Genomic DNA, 23,429 nt, shown 5'->3' with positions numbered 1-23,429 from the left:
CCGTCCGATCCTGAACGGTCGATGCCGCTTCTTCCGATGCGGCCCATACCCTGAAACGATGCGCTAGGCCGCGCCGCGCGCGAGCCGGAATTCGATGGCGGCGCCATCGTCGAATTCGCCGGACGCGTTCGCTTGGCCGTGTTGCCGCACGGCAAGCCCGTTCGCGCCCAGCGCGGCGAGCCAGTGCTGATAGGCGCCTTCGAGAAACGCGGGCGTCCACGCGAGCGCGCTTTGGCCGAACGCCCGAAGCGGCGCGCAATAGTGGACGATGCTCAGATGGTCGCGCTCGTCGGACAGTTCGACGAAGCCCCAGTCGGCTTCCTGCCAGCGCGCGTTGAGCGCATCGGCGAGTTCGGCCGTCGATGCGCACGGCGGCAACGGCGATGCATCGGCGAAACGGCTGCCGACGCGGTGCATCAACTGCCGCAGTTCCGCGCCGCCGATCTGCGCCTCGAACTCATCCGCGAGCGCGGACAGCAGGCCACGCCATTGCCTGGAAGTGTGCCGGTCGAGCAGGTAATCGAAAGGTGCAGCCATTATTGTTGTTTCGGAAGCACGCGCCGCGGCGCGCGAGTTAATCGGTTATTTTTACCTTCTTTCGCTAACGCATGACGCGAATTCGAGCGCTCGATTCACATCCATCACCATGCCGCGATTCGTTCCAAGTTAGTTCAGGCCAGTTTATTTCGCCAGAAGAAACCATCTAAAGGAGAATCGATCGCAAATACTGGGAAATTAATTGCCTGGCGGCGGTCGTTCTAACTATTGGACGTCGTGATGCTGGACGAACGGTAGACAACGTGGACGCCATATGTGGCGCGGGTCCGCGCTCACGGACGGCGAAGTGTACCATCGCGTTAATTCGGTGCGGCGAGCAATATTGCGGGTTTTATACCGCTTGACTTTCACGCTCCACAGCGAGTAAGGGCGATTATTCATCAGTCAATTATTTATCCTTATTCATATGATATTTCGCTGCCGCCGGCCATCATGAAGGCGGTATGAATTGCCGATCGGACGCTGAATTAAGCATGGGCAGAATTACGTGCGGCGTTATATCGCGGCGTTTGAAGCGCGAAAAAAAAGCGCCCCGAGTGGGGCGCTGCACGTGTAGGGGATTCGAACGCTCAGGGATTCGCGCGTACCGCGTCTCTGACGGCGTCCATGACGATGCCGTAATTGAGCGGGATGTCCAGCGAATCGACATGGTCGGCTTCATCGGCCGATTCAGCCGGCGCGGCGCCGACCGGAATCGGCTCGAAGGCGGTTTCGCCTGCCGGATTGTCGCGTCCTTCGATGGCACCCTGCAATTGCGGATTCTTCACGATTAACTCCTTCCGGTAATGGAGCGGCGAGGACCTGCAAGATAAACCAGTGTCATGACAAATTGACGACTTCCATTGGAACCCTTTGCGAAACGGGCTGCGTCCGGCGCGCCGGGAATCGCCGTTATGACGCGTTTCGAAAGAGTGCGGGGCCTCTAGTTTAATGTCGGCGGACTCGCATCATGGTGTGGTTTGGATTATGGCCGGGCGCACCCGTTATTGGCGGACGCGCTTAAAACCGGCTCGGAAATTGCGGCAATGCGAATCGGCGGTCGAAATTCGACTATGGAGGCGACGCCGCAATGTTTCTCATCGCTGGCGCCAGATGAAAATGGAAACGGTTTAATCGACGCGGCACGGCTGCATTTTTTCTTCGATCGCGTATGAATGACCGACGCGACGAGCGCCGCGCTTCACGCTGCGAACGAAAGGAGAACGAGCATGAGCAAGATCGCGATTGTCGGCGCGACCGGCAATGTCGGCAGCCGATTGGCGGAAGAAGCGTTGCGCCGTCGACACACCGTGACGGCGCTCGCCCGCGACACGTCCGCGCTCGCCCCGCGCGACGGCGTGACCGCGCGCAACGTCGATGCGCTCGACACCGCCGCGCTCGCCGACGCGATCGCCGGCCACGACGCCGTGTTCAGCGCGACGCGCTTTCAATCGGTGCCGGCCGGCGCGATCGTCGGTGCGGTCAAGCGGGCGGGCGTGCCGCGCCTCATGGTCGTCGGTGGCGCCGGGAGTTTGTATGTCGCGCCAGGGCAGCGCGTGCTCGATTCGCCCGACTTCCCGGAGGCCTATCGCGCGGAAGCGACGGCGGGCGCGGCTTTTCTCGATGCGCTGCGGCGCGAACGGGACGTGAACTGGACCTACGTGTCGCCGTCGGCGGAATTCGTGAGCGGTCCGCGCACGCGCCGATTCCGGCTGGGCGTGGACGAACTGCTCGTCGACGCCAGCGGCCGAAGCTGGATTTCCTTCGACGACTTCGCCATCGCCTTTCTCGACGCGTTCGAGCGCGGCGAGCCGGTCCGCCAGCGCTTCACGGTCGGCTACTGAGCGCGAAGCGAAGGCGGCAGTTAGCCGTGGACGTCGGCTTCGACTTCCTCGTTCTTCGGCATGGCGGCGGCGAGAATCATCGCTGCTGCGTTCTGCGGCTTCGGATCGCGCTGCGACGGGCGATAAACCTGATCGCCGCGATGGATCGGCATCCCCGACAACGAACAGACGCCCTCGGCGTTCGCCGTGGTCGCGCGCCAGCCCTGATAGCCGTAATGGCAGTTACCGGGATCGGACCAGTAGACGAGCGCGGTGGCGCTGCTCGGCCGCTCGATCACGCGTACGATGGCTTGTGGAAACGGCAGCCGGTCGTTGGACGGCTGCGGGTGCGCGCGATGCCAGTCGCGCGTCAGGCGTTCGACGAATGCGCTTTCGGCGCGTGCGGTTTTCTGCGATGGGGCGATGCGGCCGGTGTCGGCGGGAATCGTTTCGAGCTGGTGAACCGTTTGTGACCACGGGTCGGCTCGTTTCGAAAGTGCTGTCATGGCATGGTTCCAGGCTTTGACTCGACCTAGACCGTACGCCATTAAGCATATTCCGATAAATACGACATCGGTGAAAACACTGTCCCGTTGGCACGAATAATCGCGGCGAGCGGGCAGCGATTCACGCTGAGCCTTTGCTGGCAAGGGTTTGCGGCTTGCTGCGTGTGATGTCGATCAAGCCGCGCCGGGACGTTTTTTTGTTCGAGTAAGTAATTCGAAAAGCAGAAGAAGGCTTTTAGCAATGCGCTTAGGCCGTCTGCAGGGCCCGCTTACGCCACCGCCCGCGCCGCCGCGCGCCCGCGCAACCACTCCAGCGCCAGCAGCAGGCTCGTCGAGAACACGATCAGGATGGTCGCCAGCGCGGCGATCGTCGGACTGATGTTCTCGCGGATGCCGGTGAACATCTGCCGCGGCAGCGTCGTCTGGTCCGCGCCGGCAAGAAACAGCGTGACGACCACTTCGTCGAACGATGTCGCGAACGCGAACAGCGCGCCCGAAATGACGCCCGGCGCGATCACCGGAAGCGTCACGCGGAAGAACGTGGTCAGCGGATTCGCGCCGAGTGACTGGCTCGCGCGCACGAGGTTCGTGTTGAAGTTCTGCAGCGTCGCGCCGACGGTCGTCACCACGAACGGCACGCCGAGCGCCGCGTGCGCGAGAATCAGCCCGAAATACGTGTTCGCCATGCCGAGCGGCGCGAAAAACAGATACATGCCGACGCCGACGACGATCACCGGCACGATCATCGGCGAGATCAGCACGGCCATCAGCAGGCTCTTGCCCGCGAAGTTCGCTTTTGTCAGGCCGACCGCCGCGAGCGTGCCGAGGATCGTCGCGACGATCGTGGCCGAGGGCGCCACGATGAAACTGTTCTTCGCCGCCATGCGCCACTCGTCGGACATGACGAGGTTGTGATACCAGCGCATCGACCAGCCCGGAATCGGATAGACGAGGAACGTGCTCGACGAAAACGACAGCGGCACGATAGCCAGCACCGGAAGGATCAGATAGAGCAGCGTCAGCACGCAAATGATGCGCAACGCGAAGTACCAGATGCGCTCGACGACGGACGTATGCGGCGCGAACATCGGTTTGGCGAGTTTCATCTTTCGTTACCCCAGACTCACGTTGGAGCGCGTGAAGCGTCCGTAGACCACGTAGAGCAGCAGTGTCGCGGCGAGCAGCAGCGCGCCGAGCGCGCACGCCATGCCCCAGTTGATCGTCACGTTCGTGAAATAGGCGATGTAATAGCTCACCATCTGATCGTTCGGTCCGCCGAGCAGCGCGGGTGTGATGTAGTAACCGATTGCCAGAATGAAGACGAGCAGCACGCCCGCGCCGATGCCCGGATACGTCTGCGGCACATACACGCGCCAGAACGCGGCGAACGGATGGCTGCCGAGCGAGACCGCCGCGCGCTGATACGTCGGCGGCACGGATTTCATCACGCTGTACAGCGGCAGGATCATGAAGGGCAGCAGGATGTGAGTCATCGAAATGTAGACGCCCACGCGGTTGAAAAGCAGCGCGAGCGGCGAGCCGATCAGCCCGCTGGCCAACAGCGCCTTGTTCACGAGCCCTTCGCTTTGCAGCAGCACGATCCACGCGGCGACGCGCACGAGCACCGACGTCCAGAACGGAATCAGCACCAGCACCATGACGAGATTCGCGCGGCGCGCGGGCAGCGTCGAAATCCAGTACGCGAGCGGATAGCCGAGCAGCAGCGCGAAGAACGTCACCGCGAAGCCGATGACGAACGTGCGCCCGAAGACGTTGAGGTAAATGGACTGGTCCGGGTCCGCATGCACGATGCTGCCGAAGCCGTCCTGCTTGTGATCGAGCGACGCCAGCAGATAGAACGGCGAAAGCCGCCCCGCATTCTTCGCGATGGCTTGCCAGTAGGCCGGATCGTTCCATCGTTCGTCGATTTCGATGATCTTCGCGCGCACCTGCGGCGGCGGGAGCGGCTGGCCGTCGTCCCCGGTGAGCGGCATCGCGCGGGCGGTTTTCGCCACGAGCGAGCGATAGCCGGGAATCTCGGTGTTGAGGCGACGGGCGAGGGCGCCCATCGAATCGCCGTCCTGGATGGCGGTCAGGTCTTGCGCGAGCGCGGCATACGCGGCGTCCGGCGGCGCGGCCTTGCGATCCCAGCCGGAAAGCGCCGCGCCGGTATGCGGCAGCGCGTTGGCGACTTCTGGATTCTGTATGGCGCGCGTGAGCAGCGCACCGATCGGCACGACAAAAATCAGGAACAGAAAGATGGCGAGCGGCGCGATGAGCGCGAGCGCCATCGCGCGCTTCTTCGCGTCGGCGATTTTCAGCTCGTGCTTCAGGCGCGCGGTGGATTCGCGTGAATCGTCTGCGGCGATCGTGATGGTGTTCACGCTGGTGTCTCCATGCTTGTCGGTAGCGAGGCCGCGCTTCGTGAAAAGCGCGGCCTTCGAACCGCCGTCAATCGCTTACTTGGTTGCCCACGCCGTGAAGCGCTGCTCCAGTTCGTCGCCGTGATCGGTCCAGAACGCCATGTCCTGCAACACCGCGTTCTTCGCGTTCGCCGGCGAATTCGGCATGTCGGCCTGGGTCTTCGCGTCGAGCGCGGAGATCGCGGCCTTGTTCACCGGACCATACGCGATGTTCTGCGCATACACCTGCTGCGGCTTCTGCGACACCGAATACGCGATGTACTGCGTCGCCACGTCCTTGTTCGGCGAGCCCTTCGGAATCGCCCAGTAATCCAGGTCGTAGATGCTGCCGTTCCACACGACCTTCAGGTTCTTGCCTTCCTTGCGCGCCGCGTCGATACGGCCGTTATACGCCGTGGACATCACGACATCGCCCGCGACGAGAAACTGCGGCGGCTGCGCGCCCGCTTCCCACCACTGGATATTCGGCTTCAGCTCGTCCAGCTTCTTGAACGCGCGATCCGCGCCCGCCTTCGTGCCGAGCACCTTGTAGACGTCCTTGGGCGCGACGCCGTCGGCCATCAGCGCGAATTCGAGGTTGTAGCGCGCGCCCTTGCGCATGCCGCGCTTGCCGGGGAATTTCTTCGTGTCCCAGAAGTCCGCCCAGCTGGCCGGCGCGCTCTTGAGCTTGTCGGCGTTGTAGGCGAGCGCCGTCGACCAGACGAAGAAGCCGGCGCCGCACGTTTGCGGCGACTCGGGCACGAGTTCCGATTTCTTCGCGATCTTGGACCAGTCGAGCTTCTCGTAGAGACCTTCGTCGCAGCCGCGGCCGAGATCGCCCGATTCGACTTCCACCACGTCCCAGTTGACGTGCTTCGCTTCGACCATCGCCTTGACCTTGGCCTGCTCGCCGTTGTATTCCACGGCCGTGACCTTGTTGTTCGTCGACTTCTCGAACGGCTGATTGAACGCGACCTTCTGCGCGTCGCCATTCGCCCCGCCGAAATTGACGACCGTGATTTCCGCCGCAAACGCGACCGATGCGCCCGACGCGCACACGAGTGCGGCCGCCGCCGCCATGGAACACAGTGCGAACTTCCTCATGATGGTTTCCTCTGTCTGCTTGGTTTTATCGATGGACTGCGGGATGAACGGCCTGCTCGCGCACATGCCGGTAACGCGTTACGCGAACACGCGCAAATGCTCGGGCGCGAATTCGAGGGCGATGGGCGCGCCGGGCGTGAAGCCTTCGAGCGCCTGCGTGCCGAGCGGCACCTTGACGAAACATTCGTCCTGTTCGCGCACGCCACAGCGCATGCGAACGTGATCGCCGAAATAGATGAGGCTCTTCGCTTCGCCCGCGAGCGCGTTGGTGTGGCCGTTGGCGCCGCTGATGCCGTTCAGGCCATCGGCGCGGGCCGCGAGCTTCATGCGCTCCGGACGGATGCACGCCACGGCGGACGCGCCCGCGTTCGCCCGCGCGACGTTCAGGCCGGAGAGCCGCGTGCCGTCCGCGAGGCGGATTTCGCAGTAGTCGCCGTGTGCATGCTCGATGGTGCCGCGCAGCCGGTTGCTATCGCCGATGAAGTTCGCGACGAACTCGTTGCAGGGCGCTTCGTAGAGGTGATCGACGGTATCGAGCTGCTGCACGATGCCTTTGTCGAAGACAGCGACGCGATCGCTCATGGTGAGCGCCTCGCCCTGATCGTGCGTGACGTAGACGAACGTGACGCCGAGCTTCTCGTGCAGCGACTTCAGTTCGTATTGCATGTGCTCGCGCAGTTGCTTGTCGAGCGCGCCGAGCGGTTCGTCCATCAGCACGAGTTTGGGTTCGAACACGAGCGCGCGAGCCAGCGCGATGCGCTGCTGTTGCCCGCCCGACAGCTGCGCCGGATAACGCTTCGCGAAACTCTCCATGCGCACCATCTTCAATGCATTGTTCACGCGATGCGCGCGCTCCTCGGCGGACATCTTGCGCACCGTGAGCGGATATTCCACGTTCTGCTGCACGGACAGATGCGGAAAGAGCGCGTAGTTCTGGAACACCATGCCGATGTCGCGCTTATGCGGCGGCACCTTGTTGAGCAGCTTGCCGTCGAGCCAGATCTCGCCGCCGGTCGGGAATTCGAAGCCCGCGAGCATCATCAGGCAGGTGGTCTTGCCCGACCCCGACGGGCCGAGCAGCGTGAGGAACTCGCCCTGATAGATGTCGAGGTCCAGAGACTTAACGACGAGCGTTTCGCCGTCATAGGTCTTGCGGACGCCGCGAAAGCTGACGATCACCTGATCGGATTTCATCTTCCGTGTCTCCTTCGGAAAGCCGAATGCGTGTGCCCGGGTGCGCGGCGGCCGCAGGGAACCTTTGAAACGGTGCGCGGCCCCGGAAATTTTTTCCACTGCCTCTGCTAACTATAGCTCGCGACGGTTCTACAATGGGGAGCCATTTCAATATTCATCTGGGAGCCACTTCCGGCCATTGCGCGCGCGGCTCCGGCTTCGGGGGAAAGGCCTTGGACACCATCATCCTTGCGGACTGGTTGAGCACGCGGCTCGACCGGACGCTCGCCGAGCCGGTCTACCGGCAATTGCTCGATTTGATGCAGCAGGCCATTTTGACCGGCCAACTCGCCTCCGGCACCAAGCTGCCGAGTTCGCGCACGCTTGCCGGGGATCTCGGCATCGCGCGCAACACGGTGCTCCACGTTTACGACCAGCTGACGGCCGAGGGTTACGTGACATCGACGACCGGCAGCGGCACCTACGTCGCCGATACCGCCCCGAGCGACGGCGCCGCGTCGCGCAAGAAGCAGGAGCCAGTCGACGAACCGCCGCGTAAGCCGTGCATTATCTCGAAGCGCGGCGAACGGCTGATTGCGCAGGCGGGCGTCTCGCCGAAACAGTGGGGCGCGTTCATGCCGGGCGTGCCGGATGTCGCCGAGTTTCCGTCGCGCACATGGAGCCGCCTGCAGTCGCGGCTCTGGAAGCGCGCGAGTCCCGAACTGCTGACGTATGCGCCGGGCGGCGGTTATCGGCCGCTGCGGCGTGCGCTGTCGGACTATTTACGTGTCGCGCGCTCGGTGAAATGCACGCCGGATCAGATCATCATCACGACGGGCATTCATCAGTCGATCGATCTCTCCGTGCGTCTACTGACCGATACCGGCGACCGCGCGTGGGTCGAAGAGCCGTGCTACTGGGGCGTGCGCAGCGTGCTGCAATCGTCGGGGCTCACGCTCGTGCCGGTGCCCGTCGATGACGAGGGCCTCAATCCCACCGCGCGCGACATGACCGCGCCGCCGCGCATCGCGCTCGTCACGCCGTCGCATCAATATCCGCTTGGCATGGTGATGAGTCTCGCGAGGCGTCGTGCGCTGCTCGAATTCGCGCGGCAGCATGGCGTGTGGATCATCGAGGACGATTATGACAGTGAGTTTCGCTACGGCAGCCGGCCGCTGTCATCGCTGCAGGGACTCGACGACTCGGGACAGACCATCTATGTCGGCAGTCTCGGCAAGATGCTTTTTCCCGGCTTGCGCATGGGTTATATGGTCGTGCCGGACAATCTCGTCGATACATTCCGCACCGGCATTGCCGAGCTTTATCGCGAAGGGCAACTCATGCAGCAAGCGGTGCTGACGGAGTTCATTCTCGATGGCCATCTCACTTCGCATGTGAGGCGCATGCGCGGGCTGTATGGCGAACGGCGCGAATTGCTCATCAATGCGATCAACGCGCGTTTCGGCGATACGCTTGCCGTGCGCGGCGACGAAGCGGGGCTGCATTTCGTACTGGAATTGCCGCGTGGCGCGAACGATGTCGCCATCGCCGACGATGCGCTCGCGAATGGCGTCGTCACGCGGCCGCTCGTGAATTACTACGTGAATCGCGACGCCGCGCTCAGAGGCTTGATGCTCGGCTATGCATGCGTGCCGAATCATGAAATCGCGCCCGCCTTCGGAAAACTCGCGGGCGTGATAGAACGCGCTTTGACGGCCGTGGAAGTGACTTCTTAAAGGCTTTCGCGATGCTCGTTGCCGACGTCTTCGTGGGCATCGGTTTGCGCATGCTCCACGAACGGTCGCCACACGGGCGTAAAGGAAGAGAAGTCATCGAGCAGAGAGAATTGCTCGAGTGCGGTGTCGATATCGAACATGCTTTTGGCTCGGTTTGATTGATTAGAACGCCGAACGAATCAGCGCGATGTCAGATTCGTTTGCACCGCCGAGCCGTTCGCATAATCGACGATCGCGCGATTGCGTGCTTCGGATTGCGCGGCGACGGCGTCTCCCCACATGCTGCGCGCGGGATACGTGTTGCGGTTGAGCGCCGGCAAAGAGCCATCCGAATAAGCCGCTGCGAGTTCGGCGCGTACTTGCGCGCGGGTCTTGGGCGCTTCGTTTGTGCTCGCAGTCGTTTGCGTGGGCGTGAGGTACGTCCCCGCTCGGCCGATTCCCTGACCGCCTTCCGCGAAAGCGGTGCTTGAAATCACGGCGGACACTGCGGCGAGCGAGAGGCTCGTAACCAGATAGCGTTTCATGTGCGACTCCTTTCGATCCTGGGATACGGCGCATCCGGTGTTGATCGCGATGCGCCGTGGCAGGACGAAATGTAGTCGCGTCGTCGCGTTGGATAAATGTCCGATCCGCGAATAGATTTATCGATATCGACGAATAATCGTCAAACCACTACGTCCGCCGTGCCCGCGACTTCAGGTGTGCCGTGACGTACGACCATCGGCGATGCGGTGCTCGTCGGCAGGCAGCGCTCTTCCGCTTCCTTCTGGCCTTGCAGGAGCGGGCAGCGCTCGAACAGCTCCGCCACCCAGTCGACGAACACGCGCACTTTCGGCGACAAATGGCGATTGTGCGGATACACCGCGGAAATAGGCATCGGCAGCGGACTCCATTGCGGCAGCAATTCGACGAGTTCGCCCGAACGCAGATAGGGCAGCGCCATGAAGCGCGGCACCTGCACGATGCCCACGCCCTTGAGCCCGCAGCTCAAATACGCTTCGGCATCGTTCACCGCGATCATGCCGCGCATCTTCACTTCGATGGTCTCGCCGTCCACGACAAAATCCATGTCCATGATGCGTCCCGTGCGGCTCGAAAAATAATTCACAGCCGTATGGTTCTGCAAATCGTCGAGTGTGTCGGGCGTACCGTTGCGTTCGAGATATTGCGGGCTCGCCACCGTCACGCCCTGAAATACGCCGATGCGCCGCGCGACGAGACTCGAATCCTGCAGCGTGCCCACGCGAATCACGCAATCGACGCCTTCCTGAATGAGATCCACCGGCTTGTCGCCGAAGCCCATCATCAGTTCGATATCCGGGTAGCGCGTGTGGAAATCGCATAGCTGCGGCATCACGATGAGCCGCCCGATCGCGCCCGGCATATCCACGCGCAACTTGCCATGCGGCCCTTTGCCGTTGTTCGAGAACGTACTCTCGGCTTCCTCGATGTCCGCGAGGATGCGCACGCAGCGCTCGTAATACGCGGCGCCGTCGGGTGTGAGATTGAGCCTGCGCGTGGTGCGCTGAAGCAGCCGCACGTTGAGAAAGGCTTCGAGGTTTTGAATGATCGTCGTCACCGATGCACGCGGCAGGTTCAGCGTATCCGCTGCGCGCGAGAAGCTGTTGGTGTCGACGACGCGGGTAAAGACCTGCATTGCTTGGAGCCGATCCATGTTCGTCCCTTCGGTATTGAAGTGAGGCAGAGAGTTTTAAGCGGGTGGCTAAGAAACTCGCCGCATGGCTTAAGCGATTGATTGTTCGGGGTCACCGAATTGTGTTGCCGGATTATAGGCATTTATTAAAAAAGGCGTGGACTCCAGAATTCGCACCATCGCAACTTACGCGTCACGGCCCGACATTCAAGGCCGTGCACGGAAATAACCATGGCATCACTGCTGGATTTGGAGCAAGGCCCGAGACTGTGCATCGAAGAGGTGCGCATTGCGGGGCATGTGCAGCCTATCGTGCTGCGCAGCTATCGCCCCGCGTCGGACGGCACCGTCTTGCCCATCGTCCTCTATTTTCACGGCGGCGGCTTCACGCACGGCACGCTCGACGACGCCGACATCGCCGCCGCCACTATCGCACGCGATACGCCTGCGTGGGTCGTGTCCGTCGGCTATTCGCTCGCACCGCACTTTCCGTTTCCCGCCGCGCCCGAAGACGGTTATCGCGCGGCGCAATGGGCCGTGGCGCATGCACGCGGACAACGCGCCGACCCGCAGCGCATAGGCGTTGCCGGCCATGACGCGGGCGGCAATCTTGCGACGTGCGTCGCGGCCATCGCACGAGATCGCGGCGATATTCGCATGTCCGCGCAAGTGCTGCTCGCGCCGCTGCTCGATCCGAGCATGACGCGCGTCGCCGATGAACGCAAGGTGTTGTGTCCCGATCTGGAACTAAGCGAATGCGCGCGCTGCTATCGGGCTTATTTGCCGAATCCTTCGCAACGTCTGCATCCGTATGCGGCGCCGCTGGAATCGCGTCGTCTGCATGGCCTGCCTCCTGCATTGATTGCCAGCGCGGAGCATGACCTGCTGCATATCGAAGCCGAGAAATACGCAGCCGAACTCATTTCGGCGGGCGTGCCGACCGAAGTCACTCGGCATTGCAAGGCATCGCATCACGCGCTCGCCGCGCATCCCGATGCCCTCGCCGATGTCGTCGCCTTTTTCAGAAAGCGGCTGGCGCGCACCAAATAAGCGCCAAGGCCACGCACCATAAAAAAACAATCTCAACGCAACCGGAGCTTCCATCATGTTCTTCACTCGCAAACGCATCTACGCCGCGCTAGGCGCTGCGCTGGTCATCGCCGGCGCGGGCGGCTATACCGCCTGGCGCGGCCACGGCGACGCGGCGATCAACGAGGCCAAGGCCGCCGCGCACAGCCCGACCGCCACCGAAGTGGATGTCGCGACCGTCATTTCGAAGACCATCACCGACTGGCAAAGCTACTCCGGCAGGCTCGAAGCGGTCGATCACGTGGACATTCGCCCGCTCGTGCCGGGCACCATCGTCGCGGTGCATTTCAAGGATGGCGCGCTCGTGAAGAAGGGCGATGCGCTCTTCACCATCGATCCGCGTCCGTACGAAGCCGAAGTCGATCGCGCACAGGCTCAACTCGCGGCGGCGCAGGCGCGCAACGGTTACACATCGACGGATGCCGCGCGCGCCGAACGTCTGCTTGCGGATAACGCCATCGCCAAGCGCGATTACGACGAGAAGCAGAACGCCGCGCGCGAGGCCGTCGCCAACCTGAAGGCCGCGCAGGCCGCGCTCGAAGCCGCGAAGATCAATCTCGCCTACACGCATATCACGGCGCCCGTGTCGGGGCGCGTGTCGCGTGCGGAACTCACCGTCGGCAACATCGTGTCGACGGGTGCGAACGCGCCTTTGCTGACCACGCTCGTTTCGGTATCGCCGATCTATGCATCGTTCGATGTCGACGAACAAACTTACTTGCGCTATCTCGGCCGCGATGCGGGCAACACGGTGCCGGTGTCGCTCGGGCTTGCGAACGAAGACGGTTATTCGCGCGATGGCGTCGTCGATTCCGTCGATAACCGCCTCGATACGACGTCCGGCACCATTCGCGTGCGGGCACGCTTCAACAATCCCGATGGCTCGCTCGTGCCGGGTCTCTATGCGCGCATCAAGGTCGGCGGCGGCACGCCGCATCCGGCGGTGCTCATCGACGATGCCGCTATCGGCACCGATCAGGACAAGAAGTACGTGATGGTCGTCGATAAAGACAACCGCGTGCAGTACCGCGAAGTCACGCTCGGGCAAACGCATGACGGCCTGCGTGTGATTGCGAAGGGACTTGCCTCGGGCGAGCGCATCGTCGTGAACGGCCTGCAGCGCGTGCGCCCGAACGATGTCGTGAAGGTCAATGGCGTCGCGATGAACAACAGCGGTGACGCGCCTGTCGTGAAGACGGCGTCGGCGCAGTAACGCGCGTGATCCGCAACGGAAAGAACTCGTCATGAACATATCCAAATTCTTCATCGACCGCCCGATCTTCGCGGGCGTGCTATCGGTGGTCGTGCTGCTGGCGGGCATCATCGCGATGTTCAAGCTGCCTATTTCCGAGTATCCGGAAGTGGTGCCGCCATCGGTCGTCGTGCATGCGCAATATCCCGGCGCGAACCCGAAGGTGATTGCAGAGACCGTGGCTTCGCCGCTCGAAGAGCAGATCAACGGCGTGGAGGACATGCTGTACATGCAGTCGCAGGCGAATAGCGACGGCAACCTCACCACGACGGTCACGTTCAAGCTCGGCACGGACCCGGACAAGAACACGCAGCTCGTGCAGAACCGCGTGAATCAGGCATTGCCGCGCTTGCCGCAGGACGTGCAGCGTCTCGGTGTGACGACGATCAAGTCATCGCCGACGCTCACCATGGTCGTGCACTTGAACTCGCCCAACGGCCGCTATGACATGACGTATCTGCGCAACTACGCGCTCATCAACGTCAAGGATCGGCTGGAACGTATTGCGGGCGTGGGTGAAGTGCAGTTGTGGGGATCGGGCGACTATTCGATGCGCGTATGGCTCGACCCGCAGAAGGTCGCGCAGCGCGGCATGACGGCGACCGATGTGGTCAACGCCATTCGCGAGCAGAACGTGCAGGTCGCGGCGGGTGTGATCGGCGGATCGCCCACGCTGCCCAACGTGCCGCTGCAATTGAACGTGAATGCGCGCGGCCGCTTGCAGAACGAGTCGGAGTTCCGCGATATCGTGCTGAAGACTTCGCCCGATGGCGCCGTCACGCATCTCAGCGATGTCGCGCGTGTCGAACTCGCGGCATCCGAATACGGCCTGCGTTCGTTGCTCGACAACAAGTCGGCTGTCGCGATCGCGATCAATCAGCAGCCGGGCGCGAACTCACTGCAGATTTCCGATGAAGTGCGCAAGACGATGAAGGAATTGCAGGCCGACATGCCCGCGGGCCTCGAATATCAGATCGTCTATGACCCGACGCAATTCGTGCGTTCGAGTATCGAGGCAGTGATTCATACGCTCGCTGAAGCGATTGCGCTCGTCGTGCTCGTGGTGATCGTGTTCCTGCAGACGTGGCGCGCCTCGATCATTCCGCTGCTTGCAGTGCCGGTGTCGATTGTCGGGACGTTCTCGCTCTTGCTGGCATTCGGCTTCTCGATCAACGCGCTCTCGCTATTCGGCATGGTGCTCGCCATCGGTATCGTGGTCGACGATGCGATCGTCGTCGTCGAGAACGTGGAGCGCAACATCGAGGCGGGCTTATCGGCGAGAGATGCCACGTATCAGGCCATGCGCGAAGTGAGCGGACCTATTATCGCGATTGCGCTCACGCTCGTTGCCGTGTTCGTGCCGCTCGCGTTCATGTCCGGTCTGACGGGTCAGTTCTACAAGCAGTTCGCGATGACCATCGCCATCTCGACGGTGATCTCCGCGTTCAACTCACTCACGCTTTCGCCTGCGCTCGCGGCGCTGCTTCTCAAGGGCCACGACGAACCGAAGGACTGGCTCACGCGTGGCATGGACCGCGTGTTCGGGGGTTTCTTCCGCGGCTTCAACAAGGTCTTTCATCGCGGATCGGATGCATACGGCAAGGGCGTGACGAGCGTCATCAACCGCAAGGCGATCATGATGGTCATCTATGCGGTGTTGCTCGGCGGTGCGGTGTTGATGGGCAAGATCGTGCCGGGTGGCTTCGTGCCCGCGCAGGACAAGGAGTATCTGATCAGTTTCGCGCAATTGCCGAATGGCGCATCGCTCGATCGCACGGAAGGCGTGATTCGCCAGATGAGCGATATCGCGCTGAAGCAACCGGGCGTGGAAAGCGCGGTGGAGTTTCCGGGCTTGTCGGTGAACGGCTTCACGAATTCATCGAGCGCGGGCATTGTGTTCGTCACGCTCAAGCCTTTCAAGGATCGCGTGAAGGACAAGGCGCTTTCGGCCAATGCCATCGCAGGCGCGTTGAACCAGAAGTACGCGGGCATCAAGGGCTCGTTCATCGCGGTGTTCCCGCCGCCGCCGGTGCTTGGCCTCGGGACGCTTGGCGGCTTCAAGATGCAGCTCGAAGATCGCGGTGCGCTAGGCTACGCCGCACTCGCCGATGCAACGCAAGCCTTCATCAAGCGCGCATCGCAAACGCCTGAACTGGGACCGACGTTTTCGAGCTATCAGATCAACGTGCCGCAGTTGAATGTGGATCTGGATCGCGTGAAGGCGAAGCAACTGGGCGTCTCCGTGACCGACGTGTTCGACACGATGCAGGTCTATCTCGGCTCGCTCTATGTGAACGACTTCAACCGCTTCGGACGCGTGTATCAGGTGCGCGTGCAGGCGGATGCGCCGTTCCGCGCGAATCCCGAGGACATTGGCCTGTTGAAGACGCGCAACGCGAACGGCGACATGGTGCCGCTTTCCTCGCTCGTGAAGGTGACGCCGACATATGGCCCGGAAATGGTCGTGCGCTACAACGGCTATACGGCAGCCGATATCAACGGCGGTCCTGCGCCCGGTTATTCGTCGGGTCAGGCCCAGGCGGCGGCGGAACGCATCGCGGCTGAAGTGCTGCCGCGCGGGATCAAGTTCGAATGGACCGACCTCACGTATCAGCAGATTCTCGCGGGCAACGCTGCGCTGTGGGTGTTCCCGATCAGCGTGCTGCTCGTGTTCCTCGTGCTCGCTGCGTTGTATGAAAGCCTGACGTTGCCGCTCGCGGTGATCCTCATCGTGCCGATGAGTATTTTGTCGGCGCTGCTCGGCGTATGGCTCACGGATGGCGACAACAACATCTTCACGCAGATCGGCTTGATGGTGCTGGTGGGCTTGTCCGCGAAGAACGCCATTCTGATCGTGGAGTTCGCACGCGAGCTGGAAATGCAGGGCCGGTCCATCGTGCAGGCTGCGATCGAAGCAAGCCGTCTGCGTCTGCGTCCGATTCTGATGACGTCCATCGCATTCATCATGGGCGTGGTGCCGCTCGTGTTGTCGTCGGGTGCGGGCTCGGAAATGCGTCATGCGATGGGCGTCGCGGTGTTCTTCGGCATGTTGGGCGTGACGCTGTTCGGTTTGATGCTGACGCCGGTCTTCTACGTGATCCTGCGCAAGCTGAGCCGCGCGGAGCATGTGACGGACAAGCACGGCACGCATCCGCAGATGCGCGGTATCGGTGCTTCATACGAAGCGCAATGAGGTCGATGATGAAGAAGCTGCTAATGAAACGATGGTTGGGCTTGCCCGCCTTGATGGCGTCGCTGCTGGTGATCGCGGGTTGCTCGCTTGCGCCGACATATGAAAAGCCCGATGTAAATGCACCGGCTGCCTATAAGGAAACGCCTTCGCTGTCTCAATCGGAAGCGGGCACGTGGAAGACCGCGCAGCCTTCGGAAGAGATGCTGCGCGGCGAATGGTGGACGATCTTCGATGACGCCGCGCTCAACGATCTCGAACGCCAGGCGCAAGAAGCCAATCAGAACCTGAAGGCTGCGGCGGCGCGCGTGAAGGAAGCGCGTGCGATCAACCAGACGGCGCGCGCGGGTCTCTTCCCGACACTCGATGCGGGCTTCGGTCCGACGCGCGAGAAGTTGTCGCCGGCCTCGCAATTCCAGCCGCCCGACGCGAACATTCCCGCGCAGACGTTGTGGCGTGCGCAGGCGAGCGTGTCGTATGAAGTGGATTTGTTCGGGCGCGTGTCGAATAGCGTGCAAGCCGCCAACGCGGACACGCAGCAAAGCGAGGCGCTGTTCCGATCGGTGCAGCTCGCATTGCAGGCGGACGTCGCGCAAAACTACTTCAACTTGCGCGAGCTCGATGCAGAAGCCGATGTGTTCACGCGCACCGTGTCGTTGCGCGAGGAAGCACTCAAGCTCGTGCAGCGTCGCTTTGCAGAAGGCGACATCAGCGAGCTCGACGTGGCGCGCGCGAAGTCCGAACTCGCGACGGCACGGTCGGACGCGATGACGGTTCAACGCCTGCGCGCCGCATCCGAGCATAGTCTCGCGGTGCTGCTCGGCAAGACGCCCGCACAATTCAACATGGCTTCGAACCCGCTGAAGCCGGTGACGGTGCGCGTGCCGCCGGGCTTGCCTTCTTCGTTGCTGGAGCGTCGCCCGGATATCGCGGCAGCGGAGCGATCGATGGCGGCGGCCAATGCGCGAATCGGCGTGGCCAAGGCGGCGTTCTTTCCTTCGTTGACGTTGACCGGCTCGGGCGGCTTCGAATCGGCGACGCTCGGCGATCTCTTCAACTGGTCGAGCCGTACGTTCCTGCTCGGTCCGTTCGCGGGCACCATGCTCAATCTGCCGATCTTCGATGGTGGGCGTCGCAAGGGCAACCTCGCGAATGCGCGGGCGGTGTATGAAGAGGACGTGGCGAATTATCGTCAGCAAGTGCTCGTTGCGTTCCGAGAAGTGGAAGACAATCTGTCGGACTTGCGTATTCTCGAAACGCAAACATTAACGCAAGCGGATGCGGTGAATGCATCGGTGCGCGCCGCGCAGCTTTCACGCACGCAATACACGGAAGGCGCAGTGAATTATCTCGATGTCATCGACGCGGAACGTACGGTGCTGCAATCGCAGCGCGCGGCGGTTCAGCTTGCGGGGACGCAGGCGGTATCGACGGTGAATCTGATACGCGCGCTCGGCGGCGGATGGGGCGATGCCATGCCGGCCCCCGTGCCCGAACCGAGCCTCGCGAAGAACTGATGCACTTCATGGCCCCGCTCGATGCGGGGCTTTTTTCTTTCACTACCGATTGTTCGCGTCAAGGAACATATGTCTTCATGTGCGGGCCATTTATCCCGATCCCTTGAATCCATAGAATTTCAATCATGGGAACGGGAGCCGCCAATGAAAGCCTTGATCGCTAGACAGTTCTATCAACCAGCCGTGGTCTTGCCGCTGCTGTTGTTGATGCGCCTGATGGTCACCCTGGACTTCAATCTCGCGCAAGTCATGTTCGTGATGCTGTTCAAAGGGTCGCAGCACGCTTATCAATTCGTCGCACGCCAGGCGGTGTCACGTCAGCGCGAGCAGGCCATCGAACGTATCGCCTGCCATCACTGCTGCCAGGGCGGTTAATAAATCTCCGGCACGTACATTTCCTGCGGCACCGGCTGGCGCAAATAGTCGGGATTGAACACGCGCTCAGGCAGTTCGATGGAGGAATGCTCGATCTCGTGATAAGGCACCTGACTCAACAGGTGATGAATACAGTTAAGACGAGCGCGCTTCTTGTCGACGGCCTGCACCACCCACCACGGCGCTTCGGGAATATGCGAGCGTTGCAGCATGACTTCCTTCGCCGCCGTATAGGCTTCCCATCTGCGACGGCTCTCTAGATCCATCGGACTCAGCTTCCACTGTTTGAGCGGATCTTCGATGCGCGCCTGAAAGCGCACTTCCTGTTCGTCGTCGGTAATCGAAAACCAGTACTTGATGATCTGAATGCCGCTGCGCACGAGCATCTTTTCGAACTCGGGCACTGAGCGAAAGAACTCTTCGTATTCATCGTCAGTGCAGAAATGCATGACGCGCTCGACGCCCGCGCGGTTATACCAGCTTCGATCGAACAGTACGATTTCACCGCCCGCCGGCAAATGCGATACATAGCGCTGGAAATACCATTGCGTGCGTTCGCGATTGTTCGGCGCGGGCAGGGCAGCCACGCGACACACACGCGGATTGAGCCGCTGCGTGATGCGCTTGATCGCGCCGCCTTTGCCGGCAGCATCCCGTCCTTCGAATATCACGACGAGCCTGTGCCCCGTATGCACGACCCAGTCCTGCAATTTGACGAGCTCGCCTTGCAGACGAAACAACTCGCGAAAATAGGTCTTGCGAAGCTCGCGCTCTTCGTCGGAAAACGCCGCTTCGCCGTCCAGCAGACGGTCGTCGATCTCCATCTCGAACTCTTCGTCGTAGCTGTCGATCACGTCGGCGTGAAAGCGGCGCTGCTTGTCCGTCATGTTCATGTCCGGCTCCGGAATGCAGTTGAAATCGCGCGATTTTGGTTGAGCGTTTATTGGCGTTCGTTTGAGCGGCGCGAATGGCCGATTATGACGGTTTCGCATGGCAGCCGCATGACGCCGCGTTCAAGCGTCCATTGTAGAAAGGCTCGCGCTTTATGACACGCGTTTCGCCGCCGTTAGAATAGTCCCGCGCATACATTCAATAAGGGAGCCGATCCGCGATGACCGACACATTCGATGCGGCGCAAACCGCGCGCCTTCTTCCGTATGACCGTCTCGTCGATACGCTCGCCGCGACCATGCTCGATTACGCAGCGGGCCGCATTGCCAGTCCCGAGCGCCTGGTCGTGCCGCTTCCGCACGGCGGCGTGATGTTGTCGATGCCCGCGACCGCCGCCGATATCGCAATCCATAAGCTCGTGAACGTTTGCCCCGGCAACGGCGCACTCGGCTTGCCGACGATACACGGTCAAGTGAGTGCGTTCGATGCATCGACGGGCGCGCTGCAATTCATGCTCGATGGTCCCACGGTAACGGGCAGGCGAACCGCAGCGGTATCGATGCTCGCCATCCGCACGCTCGCTGCGAAGCCGCCGCGCGCAGTGCTCGTCATCGGCACGGGCAAGCAGGCCGCGCATCACGTCGAAGCACTCGCGGCGCTGTATCCCGATGCCCGCATCCATGTGCTCGGCTCGCGTGCCGGCCGTGCAGGTGTGTTCTTCGAGGAAAACGCGGGCTTATCGCCCAACATCGAACCGCTGGACAATGCGGCTATTCCGGATTCGATCGACGTAGTGATCGCCGCCACCACGAGCAAGTCGCCGGTCTATACGATGCCCGCGCAGGCGGATCGGCTTGTGATCGGCGTGGGCGCATTCACGGCGGATGCCGCTGAGATCGCACCATCGACCGTTCATGCAAGCGAGCTGTATGTGGACGATCCCGCAGGCGCGCGGCACGAGGCGGGAGATTTCATTCTCGCGGGCGTCGAGTGGGCCAACGTGATTCCGCTTGCGACGGCGCTTGTGTCCAAAGAGCCGTCGGGACGCCCAATGGTCTTCAAATCGGTTGGCTGTGCAGCCTGGGATCTGGCTGCATGCCGCGTCGCCAAGGCTGTTTTGTCAGATGAAAGCGCAAGCGTCTGACATGAGTTGGAACGGTCCTTGCTGAAGTTTCAATCAGATGACGATGCGCGCGAGAGCGCAGAGCACTTCAGCGATGATCAGACCAATGACCAGTCGAAACGACACAGAATGGACGACGCGTCCTGCGCGCCGCATGGCGTTCGATGGCCACCGCGACGGCGAAACGAACACCGCCGACGGTGGACATTGTAGTCCGGCAGGGCGGGCTACGCCTCCTGCCGCCTACTTTATCTCGGTGCTCGAGCTTGCAACGGGTGAGAAGCTCGGCAATGAGGAGCGTGTGCGCGCGGTCGCCATGCTCGAGTCGCAGTTCGGCGAGGGGCGGCCGCGCACGCTGAACGAAGCCGTGCGCATTTGCGCCGCCGCGATCGATTCCTCGACGCTGCAACGCATGGCACGCGGCGCGAAGGCCTAGCTTCTCAAACAGTCGATTAGCGCGCTTTTTTCATAGGTGTGTAAAACGCGCGTGTTACTTGACCGTCTGAATGACTTCGAAGCCTTCGAATTCCGGATGTCCCAGATAAAGCTGGCGCGTTTCGCCGCCCGCACTGCGATGAGCGTTTCGAAACGCGTCCGAACGCGTCCAGTCATCGAAAGCCGCCCGATTCGCCCAGATCGTATGGCTCGAATAGAGCACGTGGTCGTCTTTCGCCGGGCCTTTGAGCAGATGAAATTCGACGAAGCCGGGGACGCCCTTCAGATAAGTGTCGCGGCTCGTCCATAGACGTTCGAAGTCAGCCTCGGCGCCTGGTACGATCTTGAAGCGATTCATGGCGATAAACATGTCGATGTCGTTCCTTTTATAAAGAGATTCGCTCAGGCGCGTCCGAGTTCGACCAGCGTCCTGAATCCGCCGAAGAACATGCGCTTCGCGTCGAACGGCGGCTCCCCTTTTTCCATCATGGCCTTCAGACGGGGGTCATTCATGACTTTCTCGTTCACCGCGTCGCGTTGCTCGCGCGAATCGTAAAGTATCCACGAGAACGCAACGGTCTCGCCTTCCTTCATTTGCACGCTCTGCGGAAACGAAGTGAGTTCGCCTGGTTTGACGTCATCGGCGATGCACTCGACGAATTGCAGCGCGCCATGTTCCAGCCAGATTTTGCCGGCTTCCTCGGCCATGATCCGGTAGGCGTCGATCTTTTCGATCGGCACGGGTACGACGAAACCGTCAACGTAATGCGCCATGAGAGTCTCCTTGAGGGATGCGGCAGCATCAGGTGCTGTCGATGCGTTTGAGCCTGTCGCGTGAATCGAAGTTTCGTTCCGACCATGCGCCGCGCGATGCATCGTACTCGAGCCATATCGCGGACAAAGGAGCGAGATCGATCTTAGCGAGCGATGCGAGCGGTTCCGCGCGTACATGCGCGAGCGCCGCTTTCACGACGATGGCATGCGTGACCACGAGGCAGCGTTCATGCGATGCATCGGCCGCCATGCGCTGAAGCGCTTCGCCGACGCGTTCGGCCAGCATCGCGATGCTTTCGCCGCCATGCGGACGCGCATGCATATCCGCGAGCCATGCGGCAACGCCTTCGGGGTCCTGTTGTGCGATCGTGCGAATCTCATGGCCGCGCCAACGGCCATAGTCGATGTCGTCGAACGCGGGATCGATGTCGAACTCACTCGTCAGCCAGCCAGCCGTCTCGCGCGCCGCTGCGGCAGCGCTTGAAATGACGGCATAGTTTTGCGCAGCGAAACGATCAGCAAGTGCGGCGCGTTCATCGTGCGCGGCGGGTTCGGTGCCGTTCGGAAAGCGCGCGGCTTTCATTGCATGCGTGGCGGCGTGGCAGAGCAGAATGACGTTCAATTGAATCGGCGGCTATGAATATCGTTGCTTTACTTTGCCGGCAATCGTCATAGAATGGCAAGCTTGCAATGCGAGGAAGCCGGTGAAAACCCGGCACGGTCGCGCCACTGTATGCGAGTTCGTTGTTAAAGCCACTCGCGAGTCAGACCCCGCTGCATGCTCTTCGTCTATCGGGACGCGCTTTTCCCTTGGAGAACTTTCAATGAACGCTTCCAACGCGCCGGCCTATTCCGCCGCTTCCTCTTTGCCTGCAATCGATGCGCCTGTCCCCATTCCGGTGCGCGAAGTGCTGCCTTGGGCCGTGTTTATCGGCCTCATTCTGCTAATCGCCATTTACTTCGTCGGCGCGGAGCAAGGCGCGACTTCCGTTATTTCGGGCACGTACGTCCACGAATTTGTTCACGATGGCCGGCATCTGCTCGGCTTTCCGTGCCACTGAGGACGCGCCATGATTCGCAGTTTGTTGATACGCGGCATGATCGCGGGACTTGTCGCGGGCCTGCTCGGCTTCGCGTTTGCAAAGATCGTCGGTGAGTCGTCGGTCGAGCGCGCCATTGCATTCGAAGAACGGCACGAGCATGCGCATACGCATATGCATCACGAAGGCGCTGCGCAGTCACATGAACATGAAGGCGACGAGGAAATCGTTAGCCGCGATACTCAAGCGGGCCTGGGTCTGCTCACGGGCGTCGCGGTATTCGGCACTGCGCTGGGCGGCATTTTCTCGCTTGTCTTCGCGTTTGCTTATGGACGGCTCGGCGCATTGCGCGCGCGGGGTGCATCGGCATTGCTTGCCATGTTGGGATTCGTGAGCGTGGCGATCGTGCCGTTTCTCAAGTACCCGCCGAATCCGCCCGCTGTCGGCAATCCCGAAACCATTGGACCGCGCACCGCATTGTTCTTCGGCATGATGGCGACGTCGATTGCGGCGGCCGTCTTCGCCGTATGGCTGCAAAGGCGCATGCATGCGCGTCAAGGCAACTGGCGCGCGACGGTCATCGCGGGCATAGCTTATATCGCGCTGATGCTGCTTGCGCAGTTCGTGTTGCCGCGCGTCGATGAAGTGCCCGCGGATTTCTCCGCATCGCTTCTCTGGAATTTCCGCGTGGCCGCTATCGGCATACAAGCGATCATCTGGACCACGCTTGGTCTCTTGTTCGGCGCGCTTGCCGCGCGGGAACTGGAGCGTCCAGCATTACGGACGATGGCGGCGATTTGAGCGCGAG

At 61.7% G+C, this 23,429-nt stretch carries 25 protein-coding genes; 11 read left to right on the top strand and 14 right to left on the bottom strand.

All coding sequences use genetic code 11. The features are described 5' to 3' along the window. Positions 1-63: 63 nt before the first annotated feature. The gene (gene bcsD, locus AWB72_RS12120; protein WP_040051024.1) at positions 64-537 is read right to left on the bottom strand and encodes a cellulose biosynthesis protein BcsD; all 474 of its coding nucleotides are present in this window, start codon (positions 535-537) and stop codon (positions 64-66) included. Between the two features lie 590 nt (positions 538-1,127). Then, entirely contained in the window at positions 1,128-1,325 is a 198-nt protein-coding gene (locus tag AWB72_RS12115) for a hypothetical protein (protein WP_040051023.1), read from the bottom strand. Between the two features lie 441 nt (positions 1,326-1,766). Here AWB72_RS12115 and AWB72_RS12110 point away from each other — a divergent pair, with 441 nt between their 5' ends. Beyond that, a complete protein-coding gene (locus tag AWB72_RS12110) occupies positions 1,767-2,381 on the top strand; it encodes an NAD(P)-dependent oxidoreductase (RefSeq protein WP_040051064.1) in 615 nt (204 codons plus the stop codon). Between the two features lie 20 nt (positions 2,382-2,401). On the opposite strand, the gene AWB72_RS12105 is transcribed toward AWB72_RS12110, so the two are convergent. From AWB72_RS12105 to AWB72_RS12085, 5 genes are all read right to left on the bottom strand, one after another. Next, the gene (locus AWB72_RS12105) at positions 2,402-2,866 is read right to left on the bottom strand and encodes a DUF3331 domain-containing protein (protein ID WP_084592930.1); all 465 of its coding nucleotides are present in this window, start codon (positions 2,864-2,866) and stop codon (positions 2,402-2,404) included. A gap of 269 nt (positions 2,867-3,135) precedes the next feature. After that, entirely contained in the window at positions 3,136-3,972 is an 837-nt protein-coding gene (locus AWB72_RS12100; RefSeq protein ID WP_040051022.1) for an ABC transporter permease, read from the bottom strand. A gap of 6 nt (positions 3,973-3,978) precedes the next feature. Next, on the bottom strand, positions 3,979-5,250 hold the full coding sequence (locus tag AWB72_RS12095; RefSeq protein ID WP_040051021.1) for an ABC transporter permease: 1,272 nt from the start codon (positions 5,248-5,250) through the stop codon (positions 3,979-3,981). A gap of 75 nt (positions 5,251-5,325) precedes the next feature. Beyond that, the gene (locus AWB72_RS12090; protein ID WP_374728894.1) at positions 5,326-6,348 is read right to left on the bottom strand and encodes an ABC transporter substrate-binding protein; all 1,023 of its coding nucleotides are present in this window, start codon (positions 6,346-6,348) and stop codon (positions 5,326-5,328) included. Positions 6,349-6,450: 102 nt separating this feature from the next. Next, positions 6,451-7,566, bottom strand: coding sequence for an ABC transporter ATP-binding protein (locus AWB72_RS12085; RefSeq protein WP_040051020.1), 1,116 nt, complete (start codon positions 7,564-7,566; stop codon positions 6,451-6,453). Positions 7,567-7,778: 212 nt separating this feature from the next. Here AWB72_RS12085 and pdxR point away from each other — a divergent pair, with 212 nt between their 5' ends. Beyond that, complete coding sequence (gene pdxR, locus AWB72_RS12080) at positions 7,779-9,281, top strand: MocR-like pyridoxine biosynthesis transcription factor PdxR (RefSeq protein ID WP_040051019.1); 1,503 nt, start codon at positions 7,779-7,781, stop codon at positions 9,279-9,281. On the opposite strand, the gene AWB72_RS29145 is transcribed toward pdxR, so the two are convergent. From AWB72_RS29145 to AWB72_RS12070, 3 genes are all read right to left on the bottom strand, one after another. Beyond that, on the bottom strand, positions 9,278-9,421 hold the full coding sequence (locus AWB72_RS29145; protein WP_167550954.1) for a hypothetical protein: 144 nt from the start codon (positions 9,419-9,421) through the stop codon (positions 9,278-9,280). The two genes, pdxR and AWB72_RS29145, sit on opposite strands and share 4 nt — an antisense overlap. Positions 9,422-9,460: 39 nt before the next feature. Then, a complete protein-coding gene (locus AWB72_RS12075; protein ID WP_040051018.1) occupies positions 9,461-9,805 on the bottom strand; it encodes a DUF4148 domain-containing protein in 345 nt (114 codons plus the stop codon). Positions 9,806-9,945: 140 nt separating this feature from the next. Beyond that, the gene (locus tag AWB72_RS12070; RefSeq protein ID WP_040051017.1) at positions 9,946-10,956 is read right to left on the bottom strand and encodes a LysR family transcriptional regulator; all 1,011 of its coding nucleotides are present in this window, start codon (positions 10,954-10,956) and stop codon (positions 9,946-9,948) included. A 210-nt stretch (positions 10,957-11,166) separates the two neighbouring features. Between AWB72_RS12070 and AWB72_RS12065 the strand changes: the two genes are divergently transcribed. From AWB72_RS12065 to AWB72_RS12045, 5 genes are all read left to right on the top strand, one after another. Next, the gene (locus tag AWB72_RS12065) at positions 11,167-11,985 is read left to right on the top strand and encodes an alpha/beta hydrolase (RefSeq protein ID WP_040051016.1); all 819 of its coding nucleotides are present in this window, start codon (positions 11,167-11,169) and stop codon (positions 11,983-11,985) included. A 55-nt stretch (positions 11,986-12,040) separates the two neighbouring features. Continuing rightward, positions 12,041-13,237 (top strand): efflux RND transporter periplasmic adaptor subunit, encoded by a 1,197-nt coding sequence (locus AWB72_RS12060; protein WP_040051015.1) that lies wholly within the window; start codon positions 12,041-12,043, stop codon positions 13,235-13,237. Between the two features lie 31 nt (positions 13,238-13,268). After that, positions 13,269-16,469 carry an efflux RND transporter permease subunit gene (locus tag AWB72_RS12055; RefSeq protein ID WP_087128075.1) on the top strand — a complete coding sequence of 1,067 codons (3,201 nt, stop codon included), beginning with the start codon at positions 13,269-13,271 and terminating at the stop codon, positions 16,467-16,469. Positions 16,470-16,492: 23 nt separating this feature from the next. Continuing rightward, on the top strand, positions 16,493-17,983 hold the full coding sequence (locus tag AWB72_RS12050) for an efflux transporter outer membrane subunit (protein ID WP_280174561.1): 1,491 nt from the start codon (positions 16,493-16,495) through the stop codon (positions 17,981-17,983). A gap of 144 nt (positions 17,984-18,127) precedes the next feature. Beyond that, positions 18,128-18,358 (top strand): hypothetical protein, encoded by a 231-nt coding sequence (locus AWB72_RS12045; protein WP_040051013.1) that lies wholly within the window; start codon positions 18,128-18,130, stop codon positions 18,356-18,358. Here the strand turns inward: AWB72_RS12045 and ppk2 are convergent. Beyond that, positions 18,355-19,251, bottom strand: coding sequence for a polyphosphate kinase 2 (gene ppk2 / locus AWB72_RS12040; RefSeq protein WP_040051012.1), 897 nt, complete (start codon positions 19,249-19,251; stop codon positions 18,355-18,357). The two genes, AWB72_RS12045 and ppk2, sit on opposite strands and share 4 nt — an antisense overlap. Before the next feature lie 218 nt (positions 19,252-19,469). Here ppk2 and lhpI point away from each other — a divergent pair, with 218 nt between their 5' ends. Together lhpI and AWB72_RS12030 are read left to right on the top strand one after the other, a co-directional pair. Continuing rightward, positions 19,470-20,393: a bifunctional Delta(1)-pyrroline-2-carboxylate/Delta(1)-piperideine-2-carboxylate reductase gene (lhpI, locus tag AWB72_RS12035; RefSeq protein WP_040051011.1), complete on the top strand. Its 924-nt coding sequence runs from the start codon at positions 19,470-19,472 to the stop codon at positions 20,391-20,393. A gap of 133 nt (positions 20,394-20,526) precedes the next feature. Further along, on the top strand, positions 20,527-20,808 hold the full coding sequence (locus AWB72_RS12030) for a hypothetical protein (protein WP_244285598.1): 282 nt from the start codon (positions 20,527-20,529) through the stop codon (positions 20,806-20,808). Between the two features lie 54 nt (positions 20,809-20,862). Here the strand turns inward: AWB72_RS12030 and hmuQ are convergent, their stop codons facing one another. The 3 genes from hmuQ to AWB72_RS12015 are packed head-to-tail and all read right to left on the bottom strand — an operon-like array spanning position 20,863 to position 22,203. Next, entirely contained in the window at positions 20,863-21,177 is a 315-nt protein-coding gene (gene hmuQ, locus AWB72_RS12025; protein ID WP_040051009.1) for a heme-degrading protein HmuQ, read from the bottom strand. Positions 21,178-21,209: 32 nt separating this feature from the next. Then, a complete protein-coding gene (locus AWB72_RS12020; RefSeq protein ID WP_040051008.1) occupies positions 21,210-21,581 on the bottom strand; it encodes a DUF1428 domain-containing protein in 372 nt (123 codons plus the stop codon). Positions 21,582-21,609: 28 nt separating this feature from the next. Continuing rightward, positions 21,610-22,203: a histidine phosphatase family protein gene (locus AWB72_RS12015; protein WP_084592929.1), complete on the bottom strand. Its 594-nt coding sequence runs from the start codon at positions 22,201-22,203 to the stop codon at positions 21,610-21,612. A 202-nt stretch (positions 22,204-22,405) separates the two neighbouring features. Between AWB72_RS12015 and AWB72_RS12010 the strand changes: the two genes are divergently transcribed. Together AWB72_RS12010 and AWB72_RS12005 are read left to right on the top strand one after the other, a co-directional pair. After that, positions 22,406-22,642: a CbtB domain-containing protein gene (locus AWB72_RS12010; protein WP_040051007.1), complete on the top strand. Its 237-nt coding sequence runs from the start codon at positions 22,406-22,408 to the stop codon at positions 22,640-22,642. A 9-nt stretch (positions 22,643-22,651) separates the two neighbouring features. After that, positions 22,652-23,422, top strand: a complete 771-nt coding sequence (locus AWB72_RS12005) for a CbtA family protein (RefSeq protein ID WP_040051006.1) — start codon at positions 22,652-22,654, stop codon at positions 23,420-23,422. Positions 23,423-23,429 lie beyond the last annotated feature (7 nt).

Source organism: Caballeronia concitans, from assembly GCF_001544615.1.
Lineage (GTDB): Bacteria > Pseudomonadota > Gammaproteobacteria > Burkholderiales > Burkholderiaceae > Caballeronia > Caballeronia concitans.
This window is presented reverse-complemented; position numbering and strand designations above follow the sequence as displayed.

What these genes read in the sequence shown, in the direction of transcription:
- AWB72_RS12090 (WP_374728894.1), bottom strand. Translation starts at nt 6,348, where the DNA reads ATGGCGGCGGCGGCCGCACTCGTGTGCGCGTCGGGCGCATCGGTCGCG.
- AWB72_RS12010 (WP_040051007.1), top strand. Translation starts at nt 22,406, where the DNA reads ATGAACGCTTCCAACGCGCCGGCCTATTCCGCCGCTTCCTCTTTGCCT.
- AWB72_RS12065 (WP_040051016.1), top strand. Translation starts at nt 11,167, where the DNA reads ATGGCATCACTGCTGGATTTGGAGCAAGGCCCGAGACTGTGCATCGAA.
- lhpI (WP_040051011.1), top strand. Translation starts at nt 19,470, where the DNA reads ATGACCGACACATTCGATGCGGCGCAAACCGCGCGCCTTCTTCCGTAT.
- AWB72_RS29145 (WP_167550954.1), bottom strand. Translation starts at nt 9,421, where the DNA reads ATGTTCGATATCGACACCGCACTCGAGCAATTCTCTCTGCTCGATGAC.
- AWB72_RS12070 (WP_040051017.1), bottom strand. Translation starts at nt 10,956, where the DNA reads ATGGATCGGCTCCAAGCAATGCAGGTCTTTACCCGCGTCGTCGACACC.
- bcsD (WP_040051024.1), bottom strand. Translation starts at nt 537, where the DNA reads ATGGCTGCACCTTTCGATTACCTGCTCGACCGGCACACTTCCAGGCAA.
- AWB72_RS12060 (WP_040051015.1), top strand. Translation starts at nt 12,041, where the DNA reads ATGTTCTTCACTCGCAAACGCATCTACGCCGCGCTAGGCGCTGCGCTG.
- AWB72_RS12100 (WP_040051022.1), bottom strand. Translation starts at nt 3,972, where the DNA reads ATGAAACTCGCCAAACCGATGTTCGCGCCGCATACGTCCGTCGTCGAG.
- AWB72_RS12055 (WP_087128075.1), top strand. Translation starts at nt 13,269, where the DNA reads ATGAACATATCCAAATTCTTCATCGACCGCCCGATCTTCGCGGGCGTG.
- AWB72_RS12075 (WP_040051018.1), bottom strand. Translation starts at nt 9,805, where the DNA reads ATGAAACGCTATCTGGTTACGAGCCTCTCGCTCGCCGCAGTGTCCGCC.
- AWB72_RS12105 (WP_084592930.1), bottom strand. Translation starts at nt 2,866, where the DNA reads ATGACAGCACTTTCGAAACGAGCCGACCCGTGGTCACAAACGGTTCAC.
- AWB72_RS12005 (WP_040051006.1), top strand. Translation starts at nt 22,652, where the DNA reads ATGATTCGCAGTTTGTTGATACGCGGCATGATCGCGGGACTTGTCGCG.
- ppk2 (WP_040051012.1), bottom strand. Translation starts at nt 19,251, where the DNA reads ATGAACATGACGGACAAGCAGCGCCGCTTTCACGCCGACGTGATCGAC.
- AWB72_RS12085 (WP_040051020.1), bottom strand. Translation starts at nt 7,566, where the DNA reads ATGAAATCCGATCAGGTGATCGTCAGCTTTCGCGGCGTCCGCAAGACC.
- AWB72_RS12110 (WP_040051064.1), top strand. Translation starts at nt 1,767, where the DNA reads ATGAGCAAGATCGCGATTGTCGGCGCGACCGGCAATGTCGGCAGCCGA.
- AWB72_RS12020 (WP_040051008.1), bottom strand. Translation starts at nt 21,581, where the DNA reads ATGGCGCATTACGTTGACGGTTTCGTCGTACCCGTGCCGATCGAAAAG.
- AWB72_RS12050 (WP_280174561.1), top strand. Translation starts at nt 16,493, where the DNA reads ATGAAACGATGGTTGGGCTTGCCCGCCTTGATGGCGTCGCTGCTGGTG.
- AWB72_RS12045 (WP_040051013.1), top strand. Translation starts at nt 18,128, where the DNA reads ATGAAAGCCTTGATCGCTAGACAGTTCTATCAACCAGCCGTGGTCTTG.
- AWB72_RS12030 (WP_244285598.1), top strand. Translation starts at nt 20,527, where the DNA reads ATGGCGTTCGATGGCCACCGCGACGGCGAAACGAACACCGCCGACGGT.
- hmuQ (WP_040051009.1), bottom strand. Translation starts at nt 21,177, where the DNA reads ATGTTTATCGCCATGAATCGCTTCAAGATCGTACCAGGCGCCGAGGCT.